Genomic DNA, 22074 nt, shown 5'->3' on the forward strand with positions numbered 1-22074 from the left:
AAAGCTGTCAGCTTTTCAATACGGAATGAATGATGGAAAGCACTTTACTCTGCTGGGCATCTGTTAAGTTAGAACCTGAGGGCAGACAAATGCCCTTATGGAATAGTGACTGGGCGACATCTCCGGTGTGATGAGGAAAGAATAAGCATTTCTGAAATAATGGCTGCAAATGAAGGGGTTTCCAGGCGGGACGAGCTTCAATGTCTTCTTTACTTAATTGATTAATTAAATAATTTACACTTGGTTTGATTGTCGATGGATCAAGTGTCATAACCGTAAGCCATCTGGAGGATCGGCTATTTTTCATTTCAGGCATAAAGTCTATACCGCTTACCGGGCTCAATTCCTGACGGTATCTTTCGAACACTCTTCTTCTCGCTTCTACTCGATCTGTGAGAACCCTTAACTGTCCCCTGCCTATTCCGGCCAGAATATTGCTGAGCCTGTAATTGTAGCCTACTTCTTTATGTTCATAATGAAGTACAGGTTCACGAGCCTGCGTAGACCAGAATCGGGCTTTCTCCAAAGCCTTTTGATTATTGGAGAGAAGCATGCCTCCTCCTGACGTGGTAATCATTTTATTACCGTTAAAGGATAAAATACTGAAGTCGCCGAAAGAACCGCTCGGTTTGTTGTTATAGAAAGCTCCAAATGATTCTGCGGCATCCTCAATAATCGGGACATTATACTGATCAGCTAGAGGTTTTATCTTCTCAAAGTCTGCACTTTGCCCATAAATGTTGACGACAACCACAGCCTTAGGCAGCTTATTTAACCTGACTGCATTTTCAAAAGCTCTTCGCAAGGCATCGGGACACATATTCCAGGAACCCGGTTCAGAATCAATAAACACAGGCTCAGCTCCAAGGTAAAGAATAGGATTTGCACTTGCCACAAAAGTAAGCGAAGAACAAAAAACTACATCCCCGGGCTCTACTCCAGTCAATTTCAAGGCTAAATGAAGAGCAGAACTCCCGGAATTAAGGGCCACTCCCCCTTTCACCCCCACATAATCTGCTGTTTCCTGTTCAAATGCTGAAACGTGAGGACCCAGTGGTGAAATCCAATTGGTACGAAAAGCGTCCTCAATATAATCTTTCTCTAACCCGCTCATGTGTGGGGAGGATAAAAAAATACGTTCTTTACTCATCCATCTCATCTCCCATCTTTCTCTCGAGGTACCGGTTTTTAATGACTTTGGCCGGTACTCCCACTGAAGTTGTGTGGGCAGGTATTGAATTTATTACGGCAGCCCCTGCTCCTATGACTGTCCAGGCTCCTATACTGAGCCCCGGAACAATAGAACTTCCACATCCTATTTCGGCTCCTTCATGAATGTGAACTTCTCCAGATACGTTTGTGCCAGGGTAAATTGAACAATAGTCACCTATTAGACTGTCATGCCCAACTGTGCACCCATAATTAATAAGAACATGATCTCCGGTAGAGACATTGTTGGAGAGCACGACATTCGGAGCCACATACGTACCCCTTCCTACTGAAGTATCCTGAGCTATTACGGAAGCTGGATGGATAATCGATAGATATCGCAAAGGAACAGGACGCTCCTCTAATTTTTGTAAGACTTCTTTTTTAACCGAAGGATTTCCAATAGAACAGATAACATTGGTGTTATTGTATTCCGGGGACACAAGTATGTTCACCGGTCCAAGTACAGGAACACCTCGATACCTGCTTCCATGCAAAGAAGTATTATCGTCCACAAAACCAACCACTTCGTATATACCATCTTTTTGATTAAGAAGATTGATGGTTTCTAAAATTTCTCCCCCTTGAGCCCCCGCTCCGATAATGACTACTTTCTTTTTCTCAAAGACAGGCATCGTTGCCGTCCCGCGATGATTGACTCCCTTTCTCTTAAACAAATTGGAGATGGTCATAGCCAGAATGAATAAATCAAGACAGGTGGAACGGTTCTCTACGTACCAAAGATCAGCCTTAAATTTGTCCTCCCAGGTGAGTGCATTTCTTCCATTTACTTGTGCCCAACCGGTTATCCCTGGCTTCACCTCATGTCTTCTCGCCTGCTCTTCGTTATAAATGGATAGATAATCTTTAAGAAGCGGACGCGGTCCCACTAGACTCAAATCCCCTTTTAAAACGTTAAAAAACTGTGGAATCTCATCCAGACTCCATGCTCTCATCGTTTTCCCCAACCGAGTCAGTCTTTTATCGTCAGGCAGCAGTCGGCCTTGTGCATCTCTTTCATTGGTCATCGTTCTGAATTTATAAATCTTAAACAAATGCCCTTTGAGCCCTGGTCTTTCTTGAGTAAAGATGACAGGGTCGCCAAGTTTAATTTTCACTAATACGTACAAAAAGCACATGAGAGGGAAAAATAGTGCTGTAAGGAAACCCGCAATCAGGAGATCAAGAATCCGCTTCATTCTTCAAACTCCTTTCTTCTGAAGAAGCTACGAGGCATCTAAATAATTGTATTTGTTTTTCCACCACTTTAGTCTCGTTAAATAAATCTTCTGCCATCAATCTTCCATTTGTGCCTAACGTGTTTCTCAATTCATCCTGGTCAATTAACTGGATTAACTTGTCTGTGAGCACCGTAGTATCTTGTGTAGGTATGAGATACCCATTTTCCCCATGACGGACTTCTTCCCTGCAGCCCCTTATGTCTGTAGCAATAACTGGGAGCCCCATCGCCATAGCCTCGATTATGGAACGTGGCAATCCTTCACGGTAAGACGGAAGCACAAAGACATCGCTTGCATATAACAAATCCGCAATATCGTTCCTGTAACCTACCGATAAGATAGATGGATCTTCCAGAAGTTCCTTTAAACGATAATAGCTCTGCTGGTCCCTTTCGCTTTCAGAAAGTGTACCTATAACTAAAAGTCTGGCATTTTTACGCTGATCTTTAACTTGGTGGAAGCTTTCCAGAAGTTCAAAGATTCCTTTCTCGCGGACTAAACGACCTATAAAACAGATGACTCTGTCTTCAGAAGAAGCTCCGAGTTCTTTCCTCACATTCAAACGTATCCGTTGGTTATAAAGAGCAGGATTGAAACTTTCCTCGACATCTACACCGTTACTCAGATGCAAAAGATAATCCTCTGGTAAAAATCTGGAGTGTACACATAACTCATAGTCTTCTATACTCTGAAGCAGAAGATAGTCGGTAAAATATTTAGCTAATTGCTTCTCCAGCTGGAACCAGAATAGATATTTAAGCTTAGGCATACCCTCATGAAAATAGAATCCATGAGCGGTGTACACGATATGCTTGATCCCTGCCATCTTCGCAGCGACACGCCCAATAGCAGCTGCAATGGGCGTGTGAACGTGAACAATATCATATTTTTCTTTTTTCATAAGTCTATACAGCTGATACAGGATGCGAAGATGGTTGAATGGAGAGATTTTTCTCTTGAAAGGAAGCGTAATCAAGGTATAACCCTCTTCACGCAAGCTTAGGGTTCTGCCGGTATCTGCGCAAACCGTGTGAACCTCATGCCCTTCTTTTTCCAACCCTGACAACAGAGGCTTCAGTAACTTCTCGGCTGTTTCATCTACGCTGCACACTTGCAGAATTTTAGCCATATTAAAGCCCCCATATATGGATACAGTCAGATATGTTTTTTTCAGCCAGTTCACTTTTAACGTCTATGATGATTCCTTTATTTTCTTTTAGTAACTTTTCAAAGAAACGATCTTCCTGCTCTGCATAATACTGATGTGGTACTGCATAAACCAGTGCGTCTGCTTCTTTTAAATTATTTATTTCCTCCGTTAACTCCATTCCGAATTCTTCTTTTACTTGTTCAGGGTCAGCTAAAGGATCATGTAATTGTATTTGGAGGCCAAACTCCTTTAATGCACGAATAACATCTGTTACTTTTGAATTTCTAATATCGGGAACATTTTCTTTAAAGGTGGCACCTAAGATCGTGACGCATGCTTGATTTACTTTAATATCCTGGTTAATCATTAATTTAATCAGAGAATGAGCAATAAATTCAGCCATGTCATCATTAATTCTTCTTCCCGCTTGAATAACTTGAGGATGGTAGCCAATGCTCTCAGCTTTATAAACCAGATAGTAAGGGTCGACTCCAATACAATGCCCCCCCACCAGTCCTGGCGTGTATTTATGAAAGTTCCATTTTGTACCCGCAGCTTCCAACACATCTTTTGTACAAATACCTATCCGATCAAAAATTAGTGCCAGCTCATTCATAAGTGCAATGTTTAAATCACGCTGAGTATTCTCTATGACTTTTGCAGCTTCTGCCACTTTAATCGATGCTGCTGGGAATACTTCTTGAACCACCGTTTGATAACGCCTCGCTATCTCCTCTGTTATCTTCGGACTTTCTCCTGCTACAACTTTCACAATGGACTCGAAAGAATGATTAGCATCACCAGGATTAATACGCTCTGGGGAGTAGCCTATATGAAAATCCTTACCTCCTGCCAGTCCCGATTTCTCTTCCAAGATAGGCAGACAGACTTCCTCCGTAACTCCGGGATAAACGGTAGATTCATAGACAACTGTAGTACCTTTCGTGAGCGCTTTTCCTACTGTCTCAGAAGCGCTCCTCAACGGATTTAAGTTCGGTTGATTCGCCTCATCAATTGGAGTAGGTACGGTAACGATAATGAAATTACATTCTTTCAATTTCTCTGGATCCGTTGTAAATTCAATTTGACTCGAAGCCAATTCCTCTTCAGTCATCTCACCAGTGGCGTCATAACCGTTCTTTAACTGATCAATCCGAGATTCACTGATATCAAAACCAACCACATCTTCCTTAGAAGCAAATGCAGCCGCTACAGGAAGTCCTACATACCCCAATCCTACAATGCCCAATTTTTTCGCTTTATTACCATAGTAATCAAGATACCAATCGACAAAATGATTTATTCCTTCCTCTATAGAAGTTGAGGGCTGGAAACCTACTTTTTCGTTCAATGGCGTAATATCAGCATACGTTTCCGGAACATCCCCCGGCTGCAGCGGCAAATATTTGCGCTTAGCTTTTTTCCCCACTTTAGTTTCAATCAACGAAATAAAGTCCATAAGTTCTGTTGGCCGGTTATTCCCAATATTATATACATAAGCAGGAGCGAGACTCGCTTTCTCTCTTACTTGTTCTTCATCAGGAATTTGGAATAGTAATCGAAAAATACCTTCGACAATATCATCTACGTAAGTAAAATCTCTTTTCATTTTTCCTTCATTGTAAATTTCAATAGGTTCTTCATTCAGAATAGCTTTTGTAAACTTAAAGAGCGCCATATCCGGTCGTCCCCAGGGACCATAAACTGTAAAAAAACGAAGTCCAGTTGTAGGTAATCTAAATAAGTGACTATACGTATGCGCCATTAATTCATTCGCACATTTAGTTGCAGCATAAAGGCTTAATGGTTCATCTACACGTTGCTTTGTAGAAAATGGCATTTCCTTATTAGAACCATATACAGAACTTGAAGAAGCATAAAGTAAATGGGCAACCTTGTAGTGTCTTGAGGCTTCTAAAATATTTAGAAAACCTACAATGTTAGCATCTATATAATCCATGGGATGATCAATGCTGTGCCTGACCCCTGCCTGAGCGGCAAGGTTTACGACCACTTCAATGTTATGTGCTTTAAACACTTGGTTCACATCATCTGCCTTACTAAGGTCCAGCTGATAAAATATAAACTGATCATAATTATTTATAAGTGAAAGACGGTCTTCTTTTAATCGAACGTCATAGTAATCATTCATATTATCCACTCCAATTACCTGAAACCCTTCTTCAAGTAATCGTTTGGAAACGTGAAAGCCGATAAAGCCTGCACATCCTGTGACTAAAATTTCTCTCCTCACCATAATTTCTCCATTTCCCTTCTATATTGTCTTTCTTTTATTTAACTTATGTCCTCCAGAAGAAGGGGTTCTTAGATAGAAGACATTTAGGCATGGTTCGGTCTTTTATACTTATAAAGTACATCTTCGCATTGGTTTACAGACAAGCTTCCAATTGCGTAGTAAGAATTTGTTTCGACGACTTCTTGCGGTAGCTCGGTAAGGAGGAATTTACGTCTTTAGAATGTACTAAAAGCTATTCAGTTTAATAAGTCTCTTAAAATTCCATAATCATATAAGTATAAAAAAAGATCAGGCTGCTTGAGCCTGATCTTTAATAATAATTATTCCTAATGTTATTGAATAACCTGCAACTCTCTTGAAGTTTTGGTTAATGTTTCGTATCCATCTTTTGTAACGAGTACATCATCTTCAAGTCGTACCCCGCCAAGATCTGGATCATAAATACCAGGTTCGATGGTATAGGTCATACCTTCCCGTAACACTCCATCATTCAGGTGACTCATAGAAGGGAACTCATGTACATTAATTCCTAATCCATGACCAATTCGGTGAGGAAATAACTTTCCATAGCCTGCCTTTGTAATAATATCTCTTGCTGTTTGGTCAAGATCACCAATTCGCGTTCCTGGTTTGCTAATCGAAAGAGAAGCTTCCAAAGCTTCTTGCACCTTTTTATAAATTTTTTCCTGTTCCTCGGAAACGGATTGATATGCAAATGTTCTTGTAATATCAGAGGTATAGCCTTTCCAAACAACTCCCAGGTCGAAAAGAACAAAGTCCCCTGCTTTTAACTTGCGGCCGCCAGGGTTCCCATGAGGTTGTCCAGATTTCTCTCCGAACAATACCATAGTTGAAAAAGACATCTCAGCGACCCCTTTTTTCTTCAACTCATATTCAATACCTGCGAGAACTTCCATTTCAGTAATACCTGCCTGTAAAGACTCAACCCCCACTTTCACTCCATAATCCGCCAATTCAGCGGCTTCACGCATAATAGCGATCTCTTCAGCATCCTTCACAACGCGCATTTCATTTAATTGAGGTTCAATATCTATAACTTCCAGATCATTAAATAATCCAAAAAAAGACTCACTCCGGCCGTAAGATAACACCTGTTTCTCAATTCCTGCCGTTTGTATAGGACCAATCCCCTTTTTCTTCATCGACTGATCAATTAAATCCCATGGGTCTTCGTGATCCGCATATCCAATAACTTCATATGTCCATCCCGCTTCACGTATTTGTCCCTCTTCCATACCCGGGAGCACCGCGATCGGTTCTGCTTCAGGAAATACCACAAGTCCTAGAAGTCTTTCATGAGGGTCGGTTTGAAACCCCGTTAAGTAAAAAAAGTTTTCTGTAGAGTTAATAAAAGCAGCATCTATTTGTTTAGTCCTTAAATAACGTGCAAACTTGTTTAATCTATCTTCCATACATCCCACTCCTCTATCTATTTCATTTACCATGCCTATCATATACCAACCTGGTTCATATTCCAAATTGCGGTCCAATGTTTGAAGGTTTTGCGACATTAGCCTGATTATTATTTTAATTTGGGAAGGGTTTCGATATAATAGCGAAAGGTTGATAGATTTGTCATTGGAGGTCATTATATTGGATCGAACGCGCTTTTTCGTCCGTGTATCAGCAATCTATGCTCTGATTGGAGCTTTTATGGGGTCCCATATGGCTGGAGGCGGCGGCCTAGAATTAAGTGCCATTCACGCCCACATTCTGGTGGTCGGCTGGTTATCCCTTTTCGCTTTTGCTATATATTATAAAGTCTTTTCTATCCCTAAGGATTCCAAACTCTCGCTTATTCATGTATGGAGTTCCTTTGTCGGTGTGCTGGGGCTTACTCTTGGCATGTTTCTTTATTACACCCAACCAATTGAGGGCATGCGCACTTTCAACACCGTATTCTTTATTGTTGGAGGTACCATTCTCCTGATTGCTTTTGTAGTCTTTGCTATTATGGCGTTTGTTCATGGAAAAGTAATATCTGAAGATTGAACGCTTCCCCGCCTATTTTGGTAAGAAAGATTTCCAGAACACATAATGGGAGTCCCAGTCGCTCCAATAGATAAAGCAGGCAATAGGCCTGCTTTTTTCTATGGAGAATATTTCACCAGCTGATCATCTTCAGATTCAGGACTACCTCTACCATCCGTATTATTGGTAATAAAATAAAGTCTATCGTCCACAACTTCAACATCTCTTATCCTGCCGTATTGTTCGGTAAGTGTTTCAGGATCACCTCCTGAAGGTGACAGCTTCATAACCGCTTTTCCTCGTAAGGAGGCCACGATTAGTTCTTCCCGAAAAAACACAACTCCGGATGGCGCCCAAGTATTTCTTCCGGTTTCAAAAAGTGGAGTAACCATCCCCTCCCTCTCTTCGTCTCCAACAATCTGCGGCCAGCCATAGTTTTGGCCAGGCTGGATCAGGTTGACTTCATCATGATTATCAGGACCATGCTCCGCAGCATAGAGCTCTCCATCTTTATTCCAGGTTAATCCTTGCGGGTTCCGATGCCCGTAGCTATATACATATGAGGAATCAAAGGGATTACCTTCAGCTGCAGTCCCATCAGTGCTGAGCCTTAAGATTTTCCCTGCCAGACTCTCCGGGTCTTGAGCCAGGGATTCATTCAGAGAATCGCCCGTAGTCACATAAATCTGATTGTCAGGACCAATTTCTATCCTGCCGCCATTATGAAATTGTGCTCCAGGAATATTTTCCAATAAGACAGATGTTTCTTTCCATTGATCCGAGTTCCTTTCAATTTCAATGATCCTGTTCATAATTGAGCCTTCCTCTTCATACGTATGGTAAGCCAAAGCACGTTGGTGGTCCTTGAATCCAGGGAGTAATTTAAAGCCAAGCAGGCCGCCTTCCCCCCGCTGTACTATTTCTTTCCTGGTTTGAACAGGATAGCGTACAGACTCTTCTCCCTCTGTCCATGATGTGATCGTTCCTTCCCTCTCTGAAATGTAAAAAGTCTGCTGATCGTATTCAATGTCCCAAGGAGACTTTAAATCAGTGACTAACGTCTGGAAAGATTCATCGTTAGAAGCAGCAGATCCATCATCTTGCTGTACTTGATCGGAGGAGCATGCAGCAAGCCAAAACAACATAATTACTATTCCTGCCCTCTTCATAAAAGACCACCACTCTTTTCTATAAGATTACTACTAATGTAGCAGAGCGAATCGATTACACACAAAAAAAGCTGCTCCCTTTAGTGGGAGCAGCTTTAAGTCAGGCTGCCTGACGAAGCTGCGTACGATGAAGCACTGTTCTTTCTAGACGATGAGCAAATAAAGCAGCTAATATGCATATGGCAACATCCTTGATTAAGAAAGGCCCCATACTCGTCCATGCGAGTGCGTAACTAATGGGATCACCCGGAGCCCAGAAGTTTAACGCAGCATAAAACCACGTAACACCGATGATGTAGTTAACAGCTACTCCTATTAATGCTGCAGTTATGTACATGGGAATTTTTCTTGATGACTCTACTATTTTACCGGCAATAAAAGCTAAAACAACATAGGATAATATAAATCCAAAGGATGTTTTAAATAAGACTGCAGGTCCTCCTGAAAATCCAGCAAAAATAGGAGCTCCAATCAATCCTAACACCATATATACAAGCATGGAGAAAAAGCCTAGACGGCTGCCGAGAATCAACCCTGATAAAACAGCGAAAAAGGTTTGAAGAGTTAAAGGTACTCCTAAAATCATTAAAAAAGGGACGAGTGAAGTAATATTAGCCCCTATTGCCATAAGAGCTACAAATAAAGCTCCTATAGTTATTTCATAAGCTGACAAGCGTGAACGTTTCATCTGAAATCCTCCCGTTTCTTATCGTTATCTTAAAGATAATGGAAGAACTCACATAATGTCAACTAGATATTTAAAAGGTTAACATAATGAAATGAAAGATAATTCAATCTACACTATTCGATTATACAGTAAGTTCAATACCAATTTCAGAGGACTTATTATCTATAATTCTCATAAAATATTAATACTTTTTAACTATTAATTGGTGACTTTTTCCTTTTTATATAGTAGAGTATAGTCAAAAAGATTGGAGAGGTTTTATGTTATCTCCGAAAAGAACAATGGGGCAGTACAGTACCCCGCAAGAAACCGTTACCTATATGACTGAGAATCTTTTAAAGTTTTTACCTTCCACTGTTCAGGAGTCAAAAATTCTTGACCCCTGTACCGGTGATGGCATATTCATTAAGTCCCTTCTTCAATCTGGGGTTTCAGCTGACCATTTATTTGCTTTTGATATCGATCCCCTTACCCCGCCGCCTGATGAAAAAGTACATTTTATTCAAACAGATTTTCTTAAAGAATCTAACGCGGAAAAATTTGATGCGATTATTGGTAACCCGCCTTACAAATCCAAAAGACAAAGCTCCTACCTTTTAGAAAACAAGAAATATTTATCAGAGGAATTTCAAGAAATAGGTGTACATAATTTATATACTTTGTTCATCTATAAAGGAATTCAAAAGTTAAAAGATGGAGGAATCCTGACTATGATTGTTCAAGATTCCTTTCTGTCCAATGTCTATTATAAAAATTTCCGAAAATATGTGTTGGACCATACAGAGATTAAGGAAATTATCCTTGCACCACGCCGTCTATTCCATAAAGGAAAAGCGGATGTAAGAACGTGTATTCTTACTCTAAAAAAAAGACCGTCAGCTCTGATTGATAAGAACCATACTATGCGGTTAATCGACCGGCTAAGCGCACAGGAATACACGAACCCTCCTGATGAAAGCATACAGCACCTGAACCAAATTCACTTTGAAAATAATCCGAATTACAACTATTCTATCAATGTACCGATTGAAATCCTTAGTTTGTTCCATACTCCCTACGTACCTTTAGGAGATGTGGTAAAAATCGTTACAGGCATTTCTACCGGAAACGATAAATATTTTTTACGCGAGCAAAGTGACGTAACTAATTATGCAGACTGGCTGCCGTTTTACAAAAATGGAGGGGCAAAAGATGCCTGGTACTATGAACCCAAATATTACATTCATAAGAATTGGCCCCAGTACAAAAATATCCATTCTAATTTCATGGTTCGAAACCCCTCTTATTATTATAAGGAAGGAATCACATGTTCTTCTATGGGAGTGGAGTTTTCAGCTGCTTATCTCCCTCCGGGAAGTTTATTTGGTGTAAACGCAAACTTGTTTCCCCAAAACCAGGAAGATCTTTTTTATTTCCTGGGTTTACTCAATAGTCTGCTTGTGAAATTCATGTTGCGTAAATTTTTAAACCGAACAAATATGATTACGGCGGGGTATCTAAAAAAACTGCCTTACGTAGAGCCTTCTGAATCTCTTAAAGAAGTGGTAGTCGAAAACACGAGCTCCCTTATTGAAGGCAAGAAAAAGGACCCTTCTTTCAATACTCAGCAACTGCAGCGTAAAGTTGACCAGGCTATTTTTGAAAGTTATGGAATACCAGAAGTCACTCAAGCTCATGTGAAACGGTTTTGTAAAGATTTATTAGAGAATATTTAGGGGAGCAGCACTAGTGCTGCTCCCCTGCCATCTAATTGTATTTACTGTCGAAAACCTCTACAACATTATTCTCCAAGACTATTTCCCAGGAAATCATATTATTTCTTTATTCGATAATTTCCCCAATCTTCCGGAAATAGGCTTTGATATTTAGGCGAAAGGAAGCGGTCATCTATCAGTTGGATCGATCCATAATCTGTTTCTGAACGTATTAATCTACCACCGGCTTGAAGTACTTTATTCATACCTGGATAAACGTAGGCATAATCATAGCCATTTCTTCCACGATTAGAAAAATACTCTTTAATTAATTCTTTTTCGAAGCTTCTTGGGGCCAGGCCAATACCTACTACAGCAACACCATTCAAGCGATCACCTCTTAAATCGACACCTTCCGAAAAGACACCTCCAAGAACCGCAAATCCTGCCAAATTACCCCCTGAGACAAACTGAGCTAGAAACTCATCTCTTCTAATCTCGTCCATACCTTGTTCCTGCACGATTGTATTAACGTAATCGTAGTTTCGGAAATGATTGTACACCAGTTCCAAATAGTGATAAGAAGGAAAGAAAAACAAGTGATTCCCAGGGTTCTCAGTGACTTGCTGATAAAGAGATTGAGCAAGACGTTCTGCCGTTTCTTCCCTGTTTTTATAACGAGTAGAGAGCGGAGCCACCATCACATCAATCTGGGAAGAATCGTACGGTGATGGAAGCTTCAAGATATAATCATCCTTTTTACCCCCAAGCATGTCTTTATAGTAGCCAAATGGGGATAATGTGGCCGAGAAAAACACACTTGACCGAAAGGACTTTGCTGTTTTCTCAAGGACATGGGAAGGATCTATACAGAAAAGCTTAAGCGTGAACTCTCTGCCGGTTTTGGAGGCTGTAAAACGATAATGGTCATCTACAAGAGGAATAATTTTCAAGAAATTTTGCACAGAAAAATATAGTTCCAGTAATTCTTCGCTCTGGTCATTCTCTGTGGAATCTTGAAGTTCAACCTCTGCTGTTTCAATAAACCTTTCCAGACTCTCTTCTAATTCACCCGGTATCTCTTCTAAAACAAAATCTCTTTCTCCCTGTTTACTCAAATTCTTCAGATCTTTATAAATTGCACTTGCTGCTTTATTTAAAGGGTGCTCTGCTCCATGCCAGATATCTGCTATTTCAGCAAAATCATTCATTCGAATAGAAGCCGAAAACATCTCTCTTGCACGTTCTACCAGATTATGAGCTTCATCAATCAATAGAGCGGTTTTTTTCTTATATTCGGGCAGGAGTCTCTTCAAAGAAACACGAGGATCAAATATATAATTATAATCTCCTATAACCACGTCTGCCACATTTGTTAAATCTAAAGAAAACTCAAACGGACATACTTTATGCTTTCTTGCATACGCTTCAATAACCGAGCGAGTTAAACGTGTTTCATTCCATAGGATATCGGTAAGAGCTCCGTTGATCTTATCGTAATATCCATCGGCAAATTCACAATAATCGGGCTGACAAATCGTTTCGTCCTTGAAACAAATTTTGTCTTTGGCCGTCAGGGTGACTGATCGCAAGGACAGCCCTTTATCTTCCATAAGGCCTAGAGCTTCTTCAGCAGTGGCCCTCGTAACCGTTTTAGCAGTTAAATAATAAATACGATCTACTTGATCAACATCCATGGCTTTTATAGCAGGAAAGAGCGTTGATATGGTCTTACCTATACCAGTTGGGGCCTGAGCAAATAAATTACGCTTCTCTTCAATCGTTCGATAGACACTTCCAGCAAGTTTTCTCTGCCCTTTACGATACTCTGAAAACGGAAAGGATAGATCTGCTACCGACTTTTGTTTTTGCTCTCGAATATGCAGAAGCACTCTCGCATAAGAGGAATACTCCTTCATCGTATTCTTCAGAAAAAGCTCGAGATCCTGGAAAGAGATTTTTTGTTTTAATCGTTTTTTTTCTTTGGACTTCTTCTGCACATAGGTCAGTTGAACTTGAATTTCATCAAGACCTTCTTGTTCCGCATACATGTAAGCATAGCCTTTAGCCTGAGCCCAATACACGGGGTGAGTCGTTTCTGTGATATCATCCAGCTCTCTTGCTGTAGACTTGATTTCATCAATTACAGGTCCATCTTTCGTCTCCAATATACCATCACAACGGCCCTGGATCTTGATATTCATGCCGTCTTCCTGATATAAATATTCTAAAAAGGTTTCTTTTTTATCATTTTCTTTATACGTGCTCTGTACTTCCTGATGAATAGCTGTACCTTCCGTTAATGCCGTACTCGAACGAAAGCGATTGTCAATGCTTCCGCCCCTGTAAACGTAGGCCACCAACTCACGTACTGAGATTGTGACTTGTTCCACCATCTTCCGCACCCTTTCATTAATTCCCTATGCTTACCCTCAAATTAACGTAAGCACTTACGTATGTCTATTGTAAATCTTTTCGTGATATAATTGTGGGAAAAACTTTTCAATTTCCCATTAGATGGATACAACATATAATAGGAGAGAGGAACATTAAAATCGAGGTGATCTTAATTGAAAATATGGAGATGGGTAGCGTCCGTTTTGCTCACCCTCACGATCGCCTTTTTCATCATAGCAGCATTTATATATACACCAGAAAATCAAGAGAGTGACCATGACCAGTCTCCTCCCCCGCAAACTGAACCAGAAGGGGTAGAAAAGGAACATCAATCCAGTGATGAAGAAAGGGATATAAATGAATCGGATAGCGAAAACAAGACTGATAAATCGGAAGAAACCCTGAGCGGTGAACTTCGCGAAGTATTTACAAGTGTTATTGAAAGTGCCCGCGGTCTATTCGTTCGGCAGGATCTTGATATTGTAGCCATAGGTGATTCACTCACTCAGGGTGTTGGTGATTCTACCGATAATGGTGGTTATGTAGGAATACTTGAAGACACAATTAACAGTAATCAGCCCCTGGAAACACTGGACATAGCTAATTACGGGGTCCGCGGAAATCGTACTGATCAGCTGTTAGAACGGATGCAAACGGAAGAAATCTCCCAATCGTTGCGTGAAGCAGATGTAGTTATCATTACGATCGGAGCCAACGATGTTATGAAAGTAGTTAAAAATAATTTTGCCAGTTTGAATTACGAGCAATTCCAGGAAGCTCAAACAGGATATAAGGAACGTTTAAACGAGATATTTCAAAGAGTGGAAAGCCTTAATCCGGATGTCCCTATCTATTTGGTCGGTCTCTACAATCCCTTTGAATATTATTTTAATAATATTCCGGAACTGGGACAGATTATGAGTGACTGGAACCGTGTAAGCAAGGAAGTAATTTCAAACTATGAACAGGCGGAATTCATTCCTATTAAAGATATCTTTCTGGGATCTGAAGAGGAACTTCTGTGGAAAGAAGACTATTTCCACCCAAATGAAAAAGGTTATAAAAGAATTGCAGAGCGCGTGTTAGAATATATAAGACCGGATATTGAACAATAAACAGGTGGAATGTTCATATGAAACGATTTTTCCTAAATAATAAGTGGCGCACTTCTTTTTGGCTATTAGCTCTTTTAAATATTATAGTCTTATTAGTGGTGCTCTCCCTTGTTTTTTTACCGAGCACCTATACGCTCGTCAACGTAGATAAAGAAAAGCAAAGTTCAGATGCAGAATTTACAATTGTATCGACTAAGGAAAATATGGAACAGCTGGCCAATGAATATTTAAAAGAATTATCAACGCAGACTGTTTTTGATTATTCGATAACCCTGGATAGAAATGTAACGCTCACAGGTAACATTAAAGCATTTGATCAGGTCATCCCCATTAAAGTGGAATTAAATCCGATCGTCCAGGAAAACGGGGACCTTGTTCTTGAGCAGGAGCGGATATCACTTGGACAGCTTCCGTTGCCAAATAAGAAAGTCCTGGGGTTCGTGAAGGATAACTATAAACTTCCAGAGTGGGTAATGGTTAATCCTAATGAAGAAAATATTTATGTAGCTGTCACTCAAATGGACACAGCCAGTAACTTTAACATCCGAGTTGACCGCTTTAACTTAAACTCCAATCAGTTAGCCTTTAAAATCTCCGTCCCTCAGGATTCGTTCCAGTTTGCTCAGAAGATGGTACAGAAAAATTTTTAATAACCGCTCACACATCATTAGAGTGGTTATTTCGATTTTCTTCGGCAGTCCCCGAGAGATGAAGGTTATAGAAGAACATGATAAAATTAGATTTAAACCCTTGTATAAAAAGGAAGTGACCGTATGCGTGTGGTAAATAATATTGCTGATTTAATTGGAGATACTCCTCTTGTTAAATTAAATCGGTTGGCTCCAAAAGACGGAGCAGACATTTATATGAAACTTGAAAAGTACAACCCGAGCGGAAGCGTTAAAGACCGTGCTGCCTACAATATGATGGCTCAGGCTGAACAGGACGGCCTGCTGAAAGAAGGTTCTACACTTGTCGAGCCTACTAGCGGAAACACGGGAATAGGTATTGCCATGAATGCTGCCGCTAAAGGTTATCGCGCTATTCTTGTCATGCCTGATACGATGACTCAAGAGCGGATCAATCTACTGAAAGCCTACGGTGCAGAGATCGTTTTAACTCCAGGAGATGAGAAAATGCCTGGGGCTATTAAAAAAGCGAAAGAACTTGTAGAAGAAATAGATAATAGTTTTATGCCCATGCAATTTGAAAATATGGCCAATCCGGATGCCCACCGTCACACAACAGCTGCTGAAATTATTGAGGCAATGGACGAGTTAGGAAAACCGCTAAGCGCATTCGTTTCAACTGCCGGCACAGGAGGAACGATTACAGGTACAGGCGAAGAACTTAAGAAGCGTTTTGAGGATATGACGATACATGTTGCCGAACCATCCGGCTCTCCTGTTCTCTCCGGTGGAAAGCCAGGAAAACACAAGCTGGTTGGTACAAGCCCTGGTTTCATCCCTAGTATTTTGAACCAGGAAGTCTATGATGAGATTTTCCAAGTAACGGATGAAGATGCCTACGATATTACGAGAAGGTTAGCGCGAGAAGAAGGTCTTCTATTAGGTACATCCTGCGGTGCAGCCTGCTGGGCCGCCATGCAGGTAGCTTCACAAAAACAACCCGGAGAAATCGTGGTCTGTATTGCTCCAGACACTGGGGAGAGGTACCTGTCCGGAGATCTTTTCCGATACTAATGAGAAAGAGTTCGTCCTTGTAGAGGTCGAACTCTTTTTTTACAGTCTATATAGATCTCTAAATCTTAGATGCCAACCTAAATGATAGGACAAAACACGGCAAGTAATCACTAAGAAGAACAAAAAGTAAGTCTGCGCAGCGCTTTGCACATCTATTATACCCACACCGATAAGCAAACCTGCCATTAATGCCCAAACAGCATAAATTTCCTGATGGAGAACCATCGGTCTCCGCTGAGCCAGAACATCCCTTGTAACTCCGCCTCCTACCCCAGTCAATATAGCAGCAAAAATAACTCCTCCCAGCGGGAAGTTATGTGCGATAGCAAATGAGGCTCCTTGTAAAGCAAAGGCTGATAAACCAACCGCGTCCGGATAAATGTTCCAACGATCCCAGGAAAGTACCCATGTCTTAGGAAAGAAATAGACCACCGCAATAGTCCCAAACGCAACATAAAGTAGATAACCCTGTTCCCACACATGAACTACAGGAACATCCAGTGCTATATTACGGATTATTCCACCCGCGAAAGGCGTAGCAATACCTAATATGAATGTGCCAAATATATCATAGCGCTCATTGAGTGCCACGATTGCTCCACTGAAAGCAAAAGCACTGACCGCCAAAATATTTAATATTTCCCAAGTCATGAATGTCCTCCTTTCGTCCACCAGTTTCTAATCTTTAAATAAACAACCTGAATGATTATAACAGAAACTTCTGTAAAAAAAATAATAATATTCAAAATAACTAAAGTCCAACCAAAATCATCCATTTCATAGATTCCCATTGCTACTTTTGCACCAAATCAAGTAAACTTGTTGCAAACTGCCACAAGGGATATTCAAAAATAATGCGAAATATTCTATTTAGAAAAGAAAGTAGGATGTGGAAAAAATGAGAAGATGGCTGACCCAGCTCCGAAAGGAACAACAATTGACTCAACAGCAAATTGCCGAAGGTGCTCATATTGACCGAGCCTATTATGCTCAAATTGAAAATGGGACTAGAAACCCCAGTATGGCCGTGGCCTCTCAAATAGCTTCCTTCCTCCATATTAACCCTTCTTTATTTTTTACAGAGCACCTGAGCGAACCTTTTCAGACTGCTTTAGCTAATTCCCCTATCACCCTGGCCCATTGTGACCTTTCACTGCGATACACCTGGATGTTTAACCCCCACCCTGACTTTAAGATGAGTCATATACTTGGAAAGCGTGACGATGAACTTGACTATAATGAAGGCACGCTTGCTTTAATGGATTTAAAAAAAAGAGTGATCGAAACAAAGGAAACTCAACGAGAACGAATTTGTTTCCCTTTGTCAGATGGATTACTATATTACGATATATTTGCACAGCCTCTCTACAACCAAAAAGGCGAAATCATAGGAGCAGCTACTGCATCTACAGAGCTTCCATCCTAATGAAAGGGGACTATGATATGATCGTTGAAAAATTACCACACCGTCTGCTTATTCGTTCACTTCACACAGCTGTAGAGATGAAACTAGATCACTCTTTTATTCACCTGCTTGAAAATGAGCTGCAGAAAAGGAAACTAGAAAAAACATATTCTGCCCAGAAGGCAGAGTGAACATCATTACTTAGGGAAGCCTATTAGGGTGAATGTTTACTCCATAAGAGAGAATAACGTAAGAAAAAAGAGGTGAATGTCCGTGGCAACTTCACCATGGATCATACGGCAGTCTTGGGAAGATCTTATTTTTATGCATTGGCCTGTCCCAGAGACGGATTTGCGCCCCTTTGTACCCCGTGAATTAGAATTAGATTTGTATAATGGTATGGCCTGGATTGCAATCGTTCCCTTTCATATGAAAGATATCCAATTTAGAGGCCTTCCCCGCCTTCCTTTTGGTAACCAATTATTAGAATTAAACGTGAGAACTTACGTCACATTTAAAGGAGAACCAGGTGTTTATTTTATCTCCCTTGACGCTAACCACCGTCTTGGGGTTTTTTTAGCGCGTACATTATTTGGATTACGCTATTTAAACGCTCAAGTAAGGTTAGATAAGAAGGGAAACGACCTTCACTTTTCGAGCCGTAGAATTTATCCCGGAATGCCCTCCTCTCAATTTCACGCACGGTTTAAGATTTCAAATTCCATCCACACTTATAAAACTGGTTCTCTCATGAACTGGTTAACGGAGAGATATGTGTTATGGACGGTACGTGGCTCTTCTGTTTATAAAGGTCCTATTGATCACAAACACTGGGAACTTCAACCTGCTGAAAGTAATATTGTTATGAATGAAATTGTGGAATTCCTGCCAGACTTAATCTTTCTGCAACAGCCAATCACCTGCTATTCAAAATCTTTAGAGGTGTATCTCTACCCTTTTCATAAGGTATAAACCTGTAAATTGACATGAGGAGCAAATAAAGATAACATTTATCTTGAATTCGAGATTATAGTTCGTAACGTTTTATTAATAAAGGAGGCCGCTTCCATGAATATTAAAGGAATCCATCACGTCTCAGCGATAACAGCGAACGCAAGTGCAAATTATGACTTTTATACAAATGTATTGGGGATGCGCCTGGTTAAAAAAACAGTCAATCAGGATGATCCTTCCATGTACCACTTATTTTACGCGGATGAAGCTGGATCCCCGGGAACGGATTTAACTTTTTTTGAGATTAAACGTGCAGGTCATACCTACCCTGGATCTCAGAGCATTTCTACTACCTCTCTTCGTGTACCAAATGATGAGTCTCTACACTTCTGGAAAGAAAGACTCGATCAATATGAGGTTAAGCGAGGTTCTATCGAAGAAAAAGCAGGCAGGAAAGAAATCTCTTTCCTAGATCCTGAAGGCCAGCGTTTAAAGCTGATTTCAGACGAATTTAATCAAGGGGTTTCTGGTGGAATTCCCTGGTCAAAAGGCCCCGTCCCTGAACAGTACGGAATACTCGGCCTGGGTCCTGTATATCTGACCGTTACCGATGCGGCACTTACCAAAGCGGTTTTGATGGACACTTTAGGTTTTCGTGAACTGGAGCACCCTGCACCAGATTGGCATGCTTTTGAAACGGGAGAAGGCGGAAACGGCGCCCGTGTTTACGTAGAGGAACAACCTGATTGGAAACGTGAAAAACCCGGACGCGGCAGTGTTCACCACGTGGCTTTTAGAGTAGAAGATGAACAAGAACTGGAGAAATGGAAAGCAAAGATCCAGGATGCTGGCTTCCCAAATTCAGGTATAGTAGATCGCTACTATTTTAAATCTCTTTATTTTAGAGAACCCAATCATATATTATTTGAACTGGCTACAGACGGTCCAGGCTTTGACACGGATGAAGATAAAGAACATCTAGGAGAAACTCTGGCCCTGCCTCCATTCCTTGAAGAAAAGCGTAGAAAAATTGAAGATCGTTTAACCCCGCTCGTCACTTCTAATCCTAAATAAACGTAAAAGACGGCGATCCTTTTAAGATCGCCGTCTTTATTACATATTATTTTTCTAAGCGATTTTTAACCCAGTTAATCAAACCGCCCATTTGCATGATTTCGATTTGACGTTCAGATAGTGCATGTTCTAGTTTTAAGGTTTTGTCCTTACCTTTCACTTCTACTTCTACTTGGTTTGATTGTTTAATACCATCTCTCAATCCTTTAAACACTAGAACATCCCCTTGTTCCAGCTCCTCCAAGTCCTGTTCATTCACAAATGTTAACGGAAGCACTCCAAAGTTGGCCAGGTTTTGCCAATGAATTCGGGCAAAGTCCTTCACAATGGCTACTTTCAGACCTAAATATTTTGGTGCAAGAGCAGCATGTTCACGGCTTGAACCTTGACCATAGTTCATTCCTGCGACAACCGCGTGACCGCCTTGATCACGGATTTCCATGGCACGATCGTGGTAAGTTTCATCTACGATTTCGAATGTGAACTTACTAATCTCAGGCAGATTACTGCGGTATGGTAATACTCTGGCACCGCCTGCTAAAATTTCATCTGTAGAAATATCATTGCCCATTTTCAGTAAGATTGGAAGTTCCATTTCATTCGGAAGCTCATCCATCTCAGGAATAGACGCAATGTTTGGCCCTTTTACTAGTTCCACTTCTTTCGCTTTTTCATAAGGAAGTGGATCATCCAGAAGCCTTGTATCAATGGTTGGCTCTTCCAGCTCTTTAATAGATGGATAATCGAAGTCTGACTTTCTAGGGTCCGTAATTTTCCCTGTCAAAGCTGACACGGCAGCTACTTCCGGACTGCATAAGAACACACTGTCTTCTTTTGTACCTGAGCGGCCTGGGAAGTTCCTTGGTGTCGTACGTAAGCTGTTACGTCCCGTGGCAGGTGCCTGTCCCATTCCAATACAACCATTACAACCTGCCTGGTGCAAACGGCCTCCAGATTGCAGGAAGTTAGCTATATGTCCTTCCTGAGAAAGATCAATCAGCATTTGTCTTGATGTTGGATTCAAGTCAAAGGATACACCGTCTGCAATTCTGCGTCCCTCCACTATCTTAGAGGCAACTGCGAAATCACGGTATCCTGGATTGGCTGATGAACCAATATAAGATTGATAAATAGATTCTCCTTCTACTTCTTCAATAGGTACTACGTTTCCTGGGCTGGACGGTTTAGCAATCATTGGTCCAAGTTCAGATAAGTTTAGTTCATCATGAACATCATAAGAAGCTCCATCATCTGCTTTTAACTCAATCCAGTCATCCTCACGACCTTGCAGTTTCATGAATCTCTTCGTCTCTTCGTCGGATGGGAAGACTGTTCCTGTAGCTCCAAGTTCTGCACCCATGTTTGCAATCACGTGACGATCCATTGCCGTTAAATTTTTGAGACCTGGACCGTAGTATTCAAATACATGGTTAGTAGCGCCTTTCACACCATGTCTTCTCAACATTTCAAGAATCGCATCTTTAGCACTTACCCAATCAGGGAATTCTCCTGTAACTTTAACGCCCCACACTTTAGGCATTTTCACATAGAAAGGTTCTCCTGCAATAGCCATCGCAACATCGATTCCGCCTGCTCCCATGGCAAGCATGCCCATACATCCATTGGCACAAGTGTGACTGTCGGACCCAAGTAATGTTTTACCAGGCGTAGCCAGGCGCTGCATGTGCACGGGGTGGCTCACTCCGTTACCAGGACGGCTGAAATGAAGACCGAATCGTTTAGCTGCACTTTCTAAGAATAAGTGGTCATCAGGGTTCTTACTGTCTTCCTGAATTAAGTTATGGTCAACGTATTGAGCAGAAGCCTCTGTCTGGGCACGTTCAATCCCCATAGCTTCCAGTTCAAGCATAACCATTGTACCTGTAGCATCTTGTGTTAAAGTCTGATCAATTTTCAATCCAATTTCAGTTCCCGGGGTCATTTCCCCTTTGACTAAATGATCTTTAATCAGCTTTTGTGTGACATTATAACTCACACTTAATTCCTCCTTCTCACCAATTTAATA

General features: G+C 41.0%; 19 protein-coding genes. 9 read left to right on the forward strand and 10 right to left on the reverse strand.

Going from position 1 to position 22074, the window contains the following annotated elements; translation table 11 throughout:
* Window positions 1-7 precede the first annotated feature (7 nt).
* From LCM11_RS18540 to LCM11_RS18560, 5 genes are all read right to left on the reverse strand, one after another.
* Entirely contained in the window at window positions 8-1150 is a 1143-nt protein-coding gene (locus LCM11_RS18540; protein ID WP_412098162.1) for a DegT/DnrJ/EryC1/StrS family aminotransferase, read from the reverse strand.
* Entirely contained in the window at window positions 1143-2408 is a 1266-nt protein-coding gene (locus LCM11_RS20585; RefSeq protein WP_224895761.1) for a NeuD/PglB/VioB family sugar acetyltransferase, read from the reverse strand. Before LCM11_RS20585 ends, LCM11_RS18540 begins: the two co-directional genes overlap by 8 nt.
* Window positions 2392-3579, reverse strand: a complete 1188-nt coding sequence (locus LCM11_RS18550) for a glycosyltransferase family 4 protein (RefSeq protein ID WP_224895762.1) — start codon at window positions 3577-3579, stop codon at window positions 2392-2394. The genes LCM11_RS20585 and LCM11_RS18550 overlap by 17 nt, the downstream gene beginning before the upstream one ends.
* A gap of 1 nt (window position 3580) precedes the next feature.
* Complete coding sequence (locus LCM11_RS20535) at window positions 3581-5854, reverse strand: nucleotide sugar dehydrogenase (RefSeq protein ID WP_318246161.1); 2274 nt, start codon at window positions 5852-5854, stop codon at window positions 3581-3583.
* A 335-nt stretch (window positions 5855-6189) separates the two neighbouring features.
* Window positions 6190-7290, reverse strand: coding sequence for a M24 family metallopeptidase (locus LCM11_RS18560; protein WP_224895764.1), 1101 nt, complete (start codon window positions 7288-7290; stop codon window positions 6190-6192).
* Between the two features lie 181 nt (window positions 7291-7471).
* On the opposite strand from LCM11_RS18560, the gene LCM11_RS18565 reads away from it, so the two are divergent.
* Entirely contained in the window at window positions 7472-7870 is a 399-nt protein-coding gene (locus LCM11_RS18565) for a hypothetical protein (protein WP_224895765.1), read from the forward strand.
* A 98-nt stretch (window positions 7871-7968) separates the two neighbouring features.
* On the opposite strand, the gene LCM11_RS18570 is transcribed toward LCM11_RS18565, so the two are convergent.
* Together LCM11_RS18570 and LCM11_RS18575 are read right to left on the reverse strand one after the other, a co-directional pair.
* Window positions 7969-9018 carry a PQQ-dependent sugar dehydrogenase gene (locus tag LCM11_RS18570; RefSeq protein WP_224895766.1) on the reverse strand — a complete coding sequence of 350 codons (1050 nt, stop codon included), beginning with the start codon at window positions 9016-9018 and terminating at the stop codon, window positions 7969-7971.
* 100 nt (window positions 9019-9118) lie between these two features.
* Complete coding sequence (locus LCM11_RS18575; protein ID WP_224895767.1) at window positions 9119-9706, reverse strand: biotin transporter BioY; 588 nt, start codon at window positions 9704-9706, stop codon at window positions 9119-9121.
* Between the two features lie 260 nt (window positions 9707-9966).
* Between LCM11_RS18575 and LCM11_RS18580 the strand changes: the two genes are divergently transcribed.
* A complete protein-coding gene (locus tag LCM11_RS18580) occupies window positions 9967-11421 on the forward strand; it encodes an Eco57I restriction-modification methylase domain-containing protein (RefSeq protein ID WP_224895768.1) in 1455 nt (484 codons plus the stop codon).
* Between the two features lie 98 nt (window positions 11422-11519).
* Here LCM11_RS18580 and LCM11_RS18585 read toward each other — a convergent pair whose 3' ends face one another.
* Window positions 11520-13796, reverse strand: a complete 2277-nt coding sequence (locus LCM11_RS18585) for an ATP-dependent DNA helicase (protein ID WP_224895769.1) — start codon at window positions 13794-13796, stop codon at window positions 11520-11522.
* Between the two features lie 174 nt (window positions 13797-13970).
* Here LCM11_RS18585 and LCM11_RS18590 point away from each other — a divergent pair, with 174 nt between their 5' ends.
* From LCM11_RS18590 to cysK, 3 genes are all read left to right on the forward strand, one after another.
* Complete coding sequence (locus LCM11_RS18590; protein ID WP_224895770.1) at window positions 13971-14912, forward strand: SGNH/GDSL hydrolase family protein; 942 nt, start codon at window positions 13971-13973, stop codon at window positions 14910-14912.
* A 17-nt stretch (window positions 14913-14929) separates the two neighbouring features.
* Window positions 14930-15562: a YpmS family protein gene (locus tag LCM11_RS18595; RefSeq protein WP_089751507.1), complete on the forward strand. Its 633-nt coding sequence runs from the start codon at window positions 14930-14932 to the stop codon at window positions 15560-15562.
* Window positions 15563-15685: 123 nt separating this feature from the next.
* On the forward strand, window positions 15686-16615 hold the full coding sequence (cysK, locus tag LCM11_RS18600) for a cysteine synthase A (protein ID WP_224895771.1): 930 nt from the start codon (window positions 15686-15688) through the stop codon (window positions 16613-16615).
* A 39-nt stretch (window positions 16616-16654) separates the two neighbouring features.
* Here cysK and LCM11_RS18605 read toward each other — a convergent pair whose 3' ends face one another.
* Window positions 16655-17266 (reverse strand): trimeric intracellular cation channel family protein, encoded by a 612-nt coding sequence (locus LCM11_RS18605; protein ID WP_224895772.1) that lies wholly within the window; start codon window positions 17264-17266, stop codon window positions 16655-16657.
* A gap of 247 nt (window positions 17267-17513) precedes the next feature.
* Between LCM11_RS18605 and LCM11_RS18610 the strand changes: the two genes are divergently transcribed.
* From LCM11_RS18610 to LCM11_RS18625, 4 genes are all read left to right on the forward strand, one after another.
* A complete protein-coding gene (locus LCM11_RS18610) occupies window positions 17514-18041 on the forward strand; it encodes a helix-turn-helix domain-containing protein (protein ID WP_224895773.1) in 528 nt (175 codons plus the stop codon).
* Between the two features lie 17 nt (window positions 18042-18058).
* Complete coding sequence (locus LCM11_RS18615; RefSeq protein WP_224895774.1) at window positions 18059-18211, forward strand: sporulation histidine kinase inhibitor Sda; 153 nt, start codon at window positions 18059-18061, stop codon at window positions 18209-18211.
* Window positions 18212-18287: 76 nt separating this feature from the next.
* Complete coding sequence (locus LCM11_RS18620) at window positions 18288-18992, forward strand: YqjF family protein (protein ID WP_224895775.1); 705 nt, start codon at window positions 18288-18290, stop codon at window positions 18990-18992.
* A 96-nt stretch (window positions 18993-19088) separates the two neighbouring features.
* On the forward strand, window positions 19089-20048 hold the full coding sequence (locus LCM11_RS18625; protein ID WP_224895776.1) for a ring-cleaving dioxygenase: 960 nt from the start codon (window positions 19089-19091) through the stop codon (window positions 20046-20048).
* Window positions 20049-20094: 46 nt separating this feature from the next.
* Here LCM11_RS18625 and LCM11_RS18630 read toward each other — a convergent pair whose 3' ends face one another.
* A complete protein-coding gene (locus LCM11_RS18630) occupies window positions 20095-22044 on the reverse strand; it encodes an aconitate hydratase (protein ID WP_224895777.1) in 1950 nt (649 codons plus the stop codon).
* Window positions 22045-22074: the final 30 nt, after the last annotated feature.

The sequence above is a fragment of the Halobacillus halophilus genome (assembly GCF_020171985.1).
Classification (GTDB): domain Bacteria; phylum Bacillota; class Bacilli; order Bacillales; family Halobacillaceae; genus Halobacillus; species Halobacillus halophilus_A.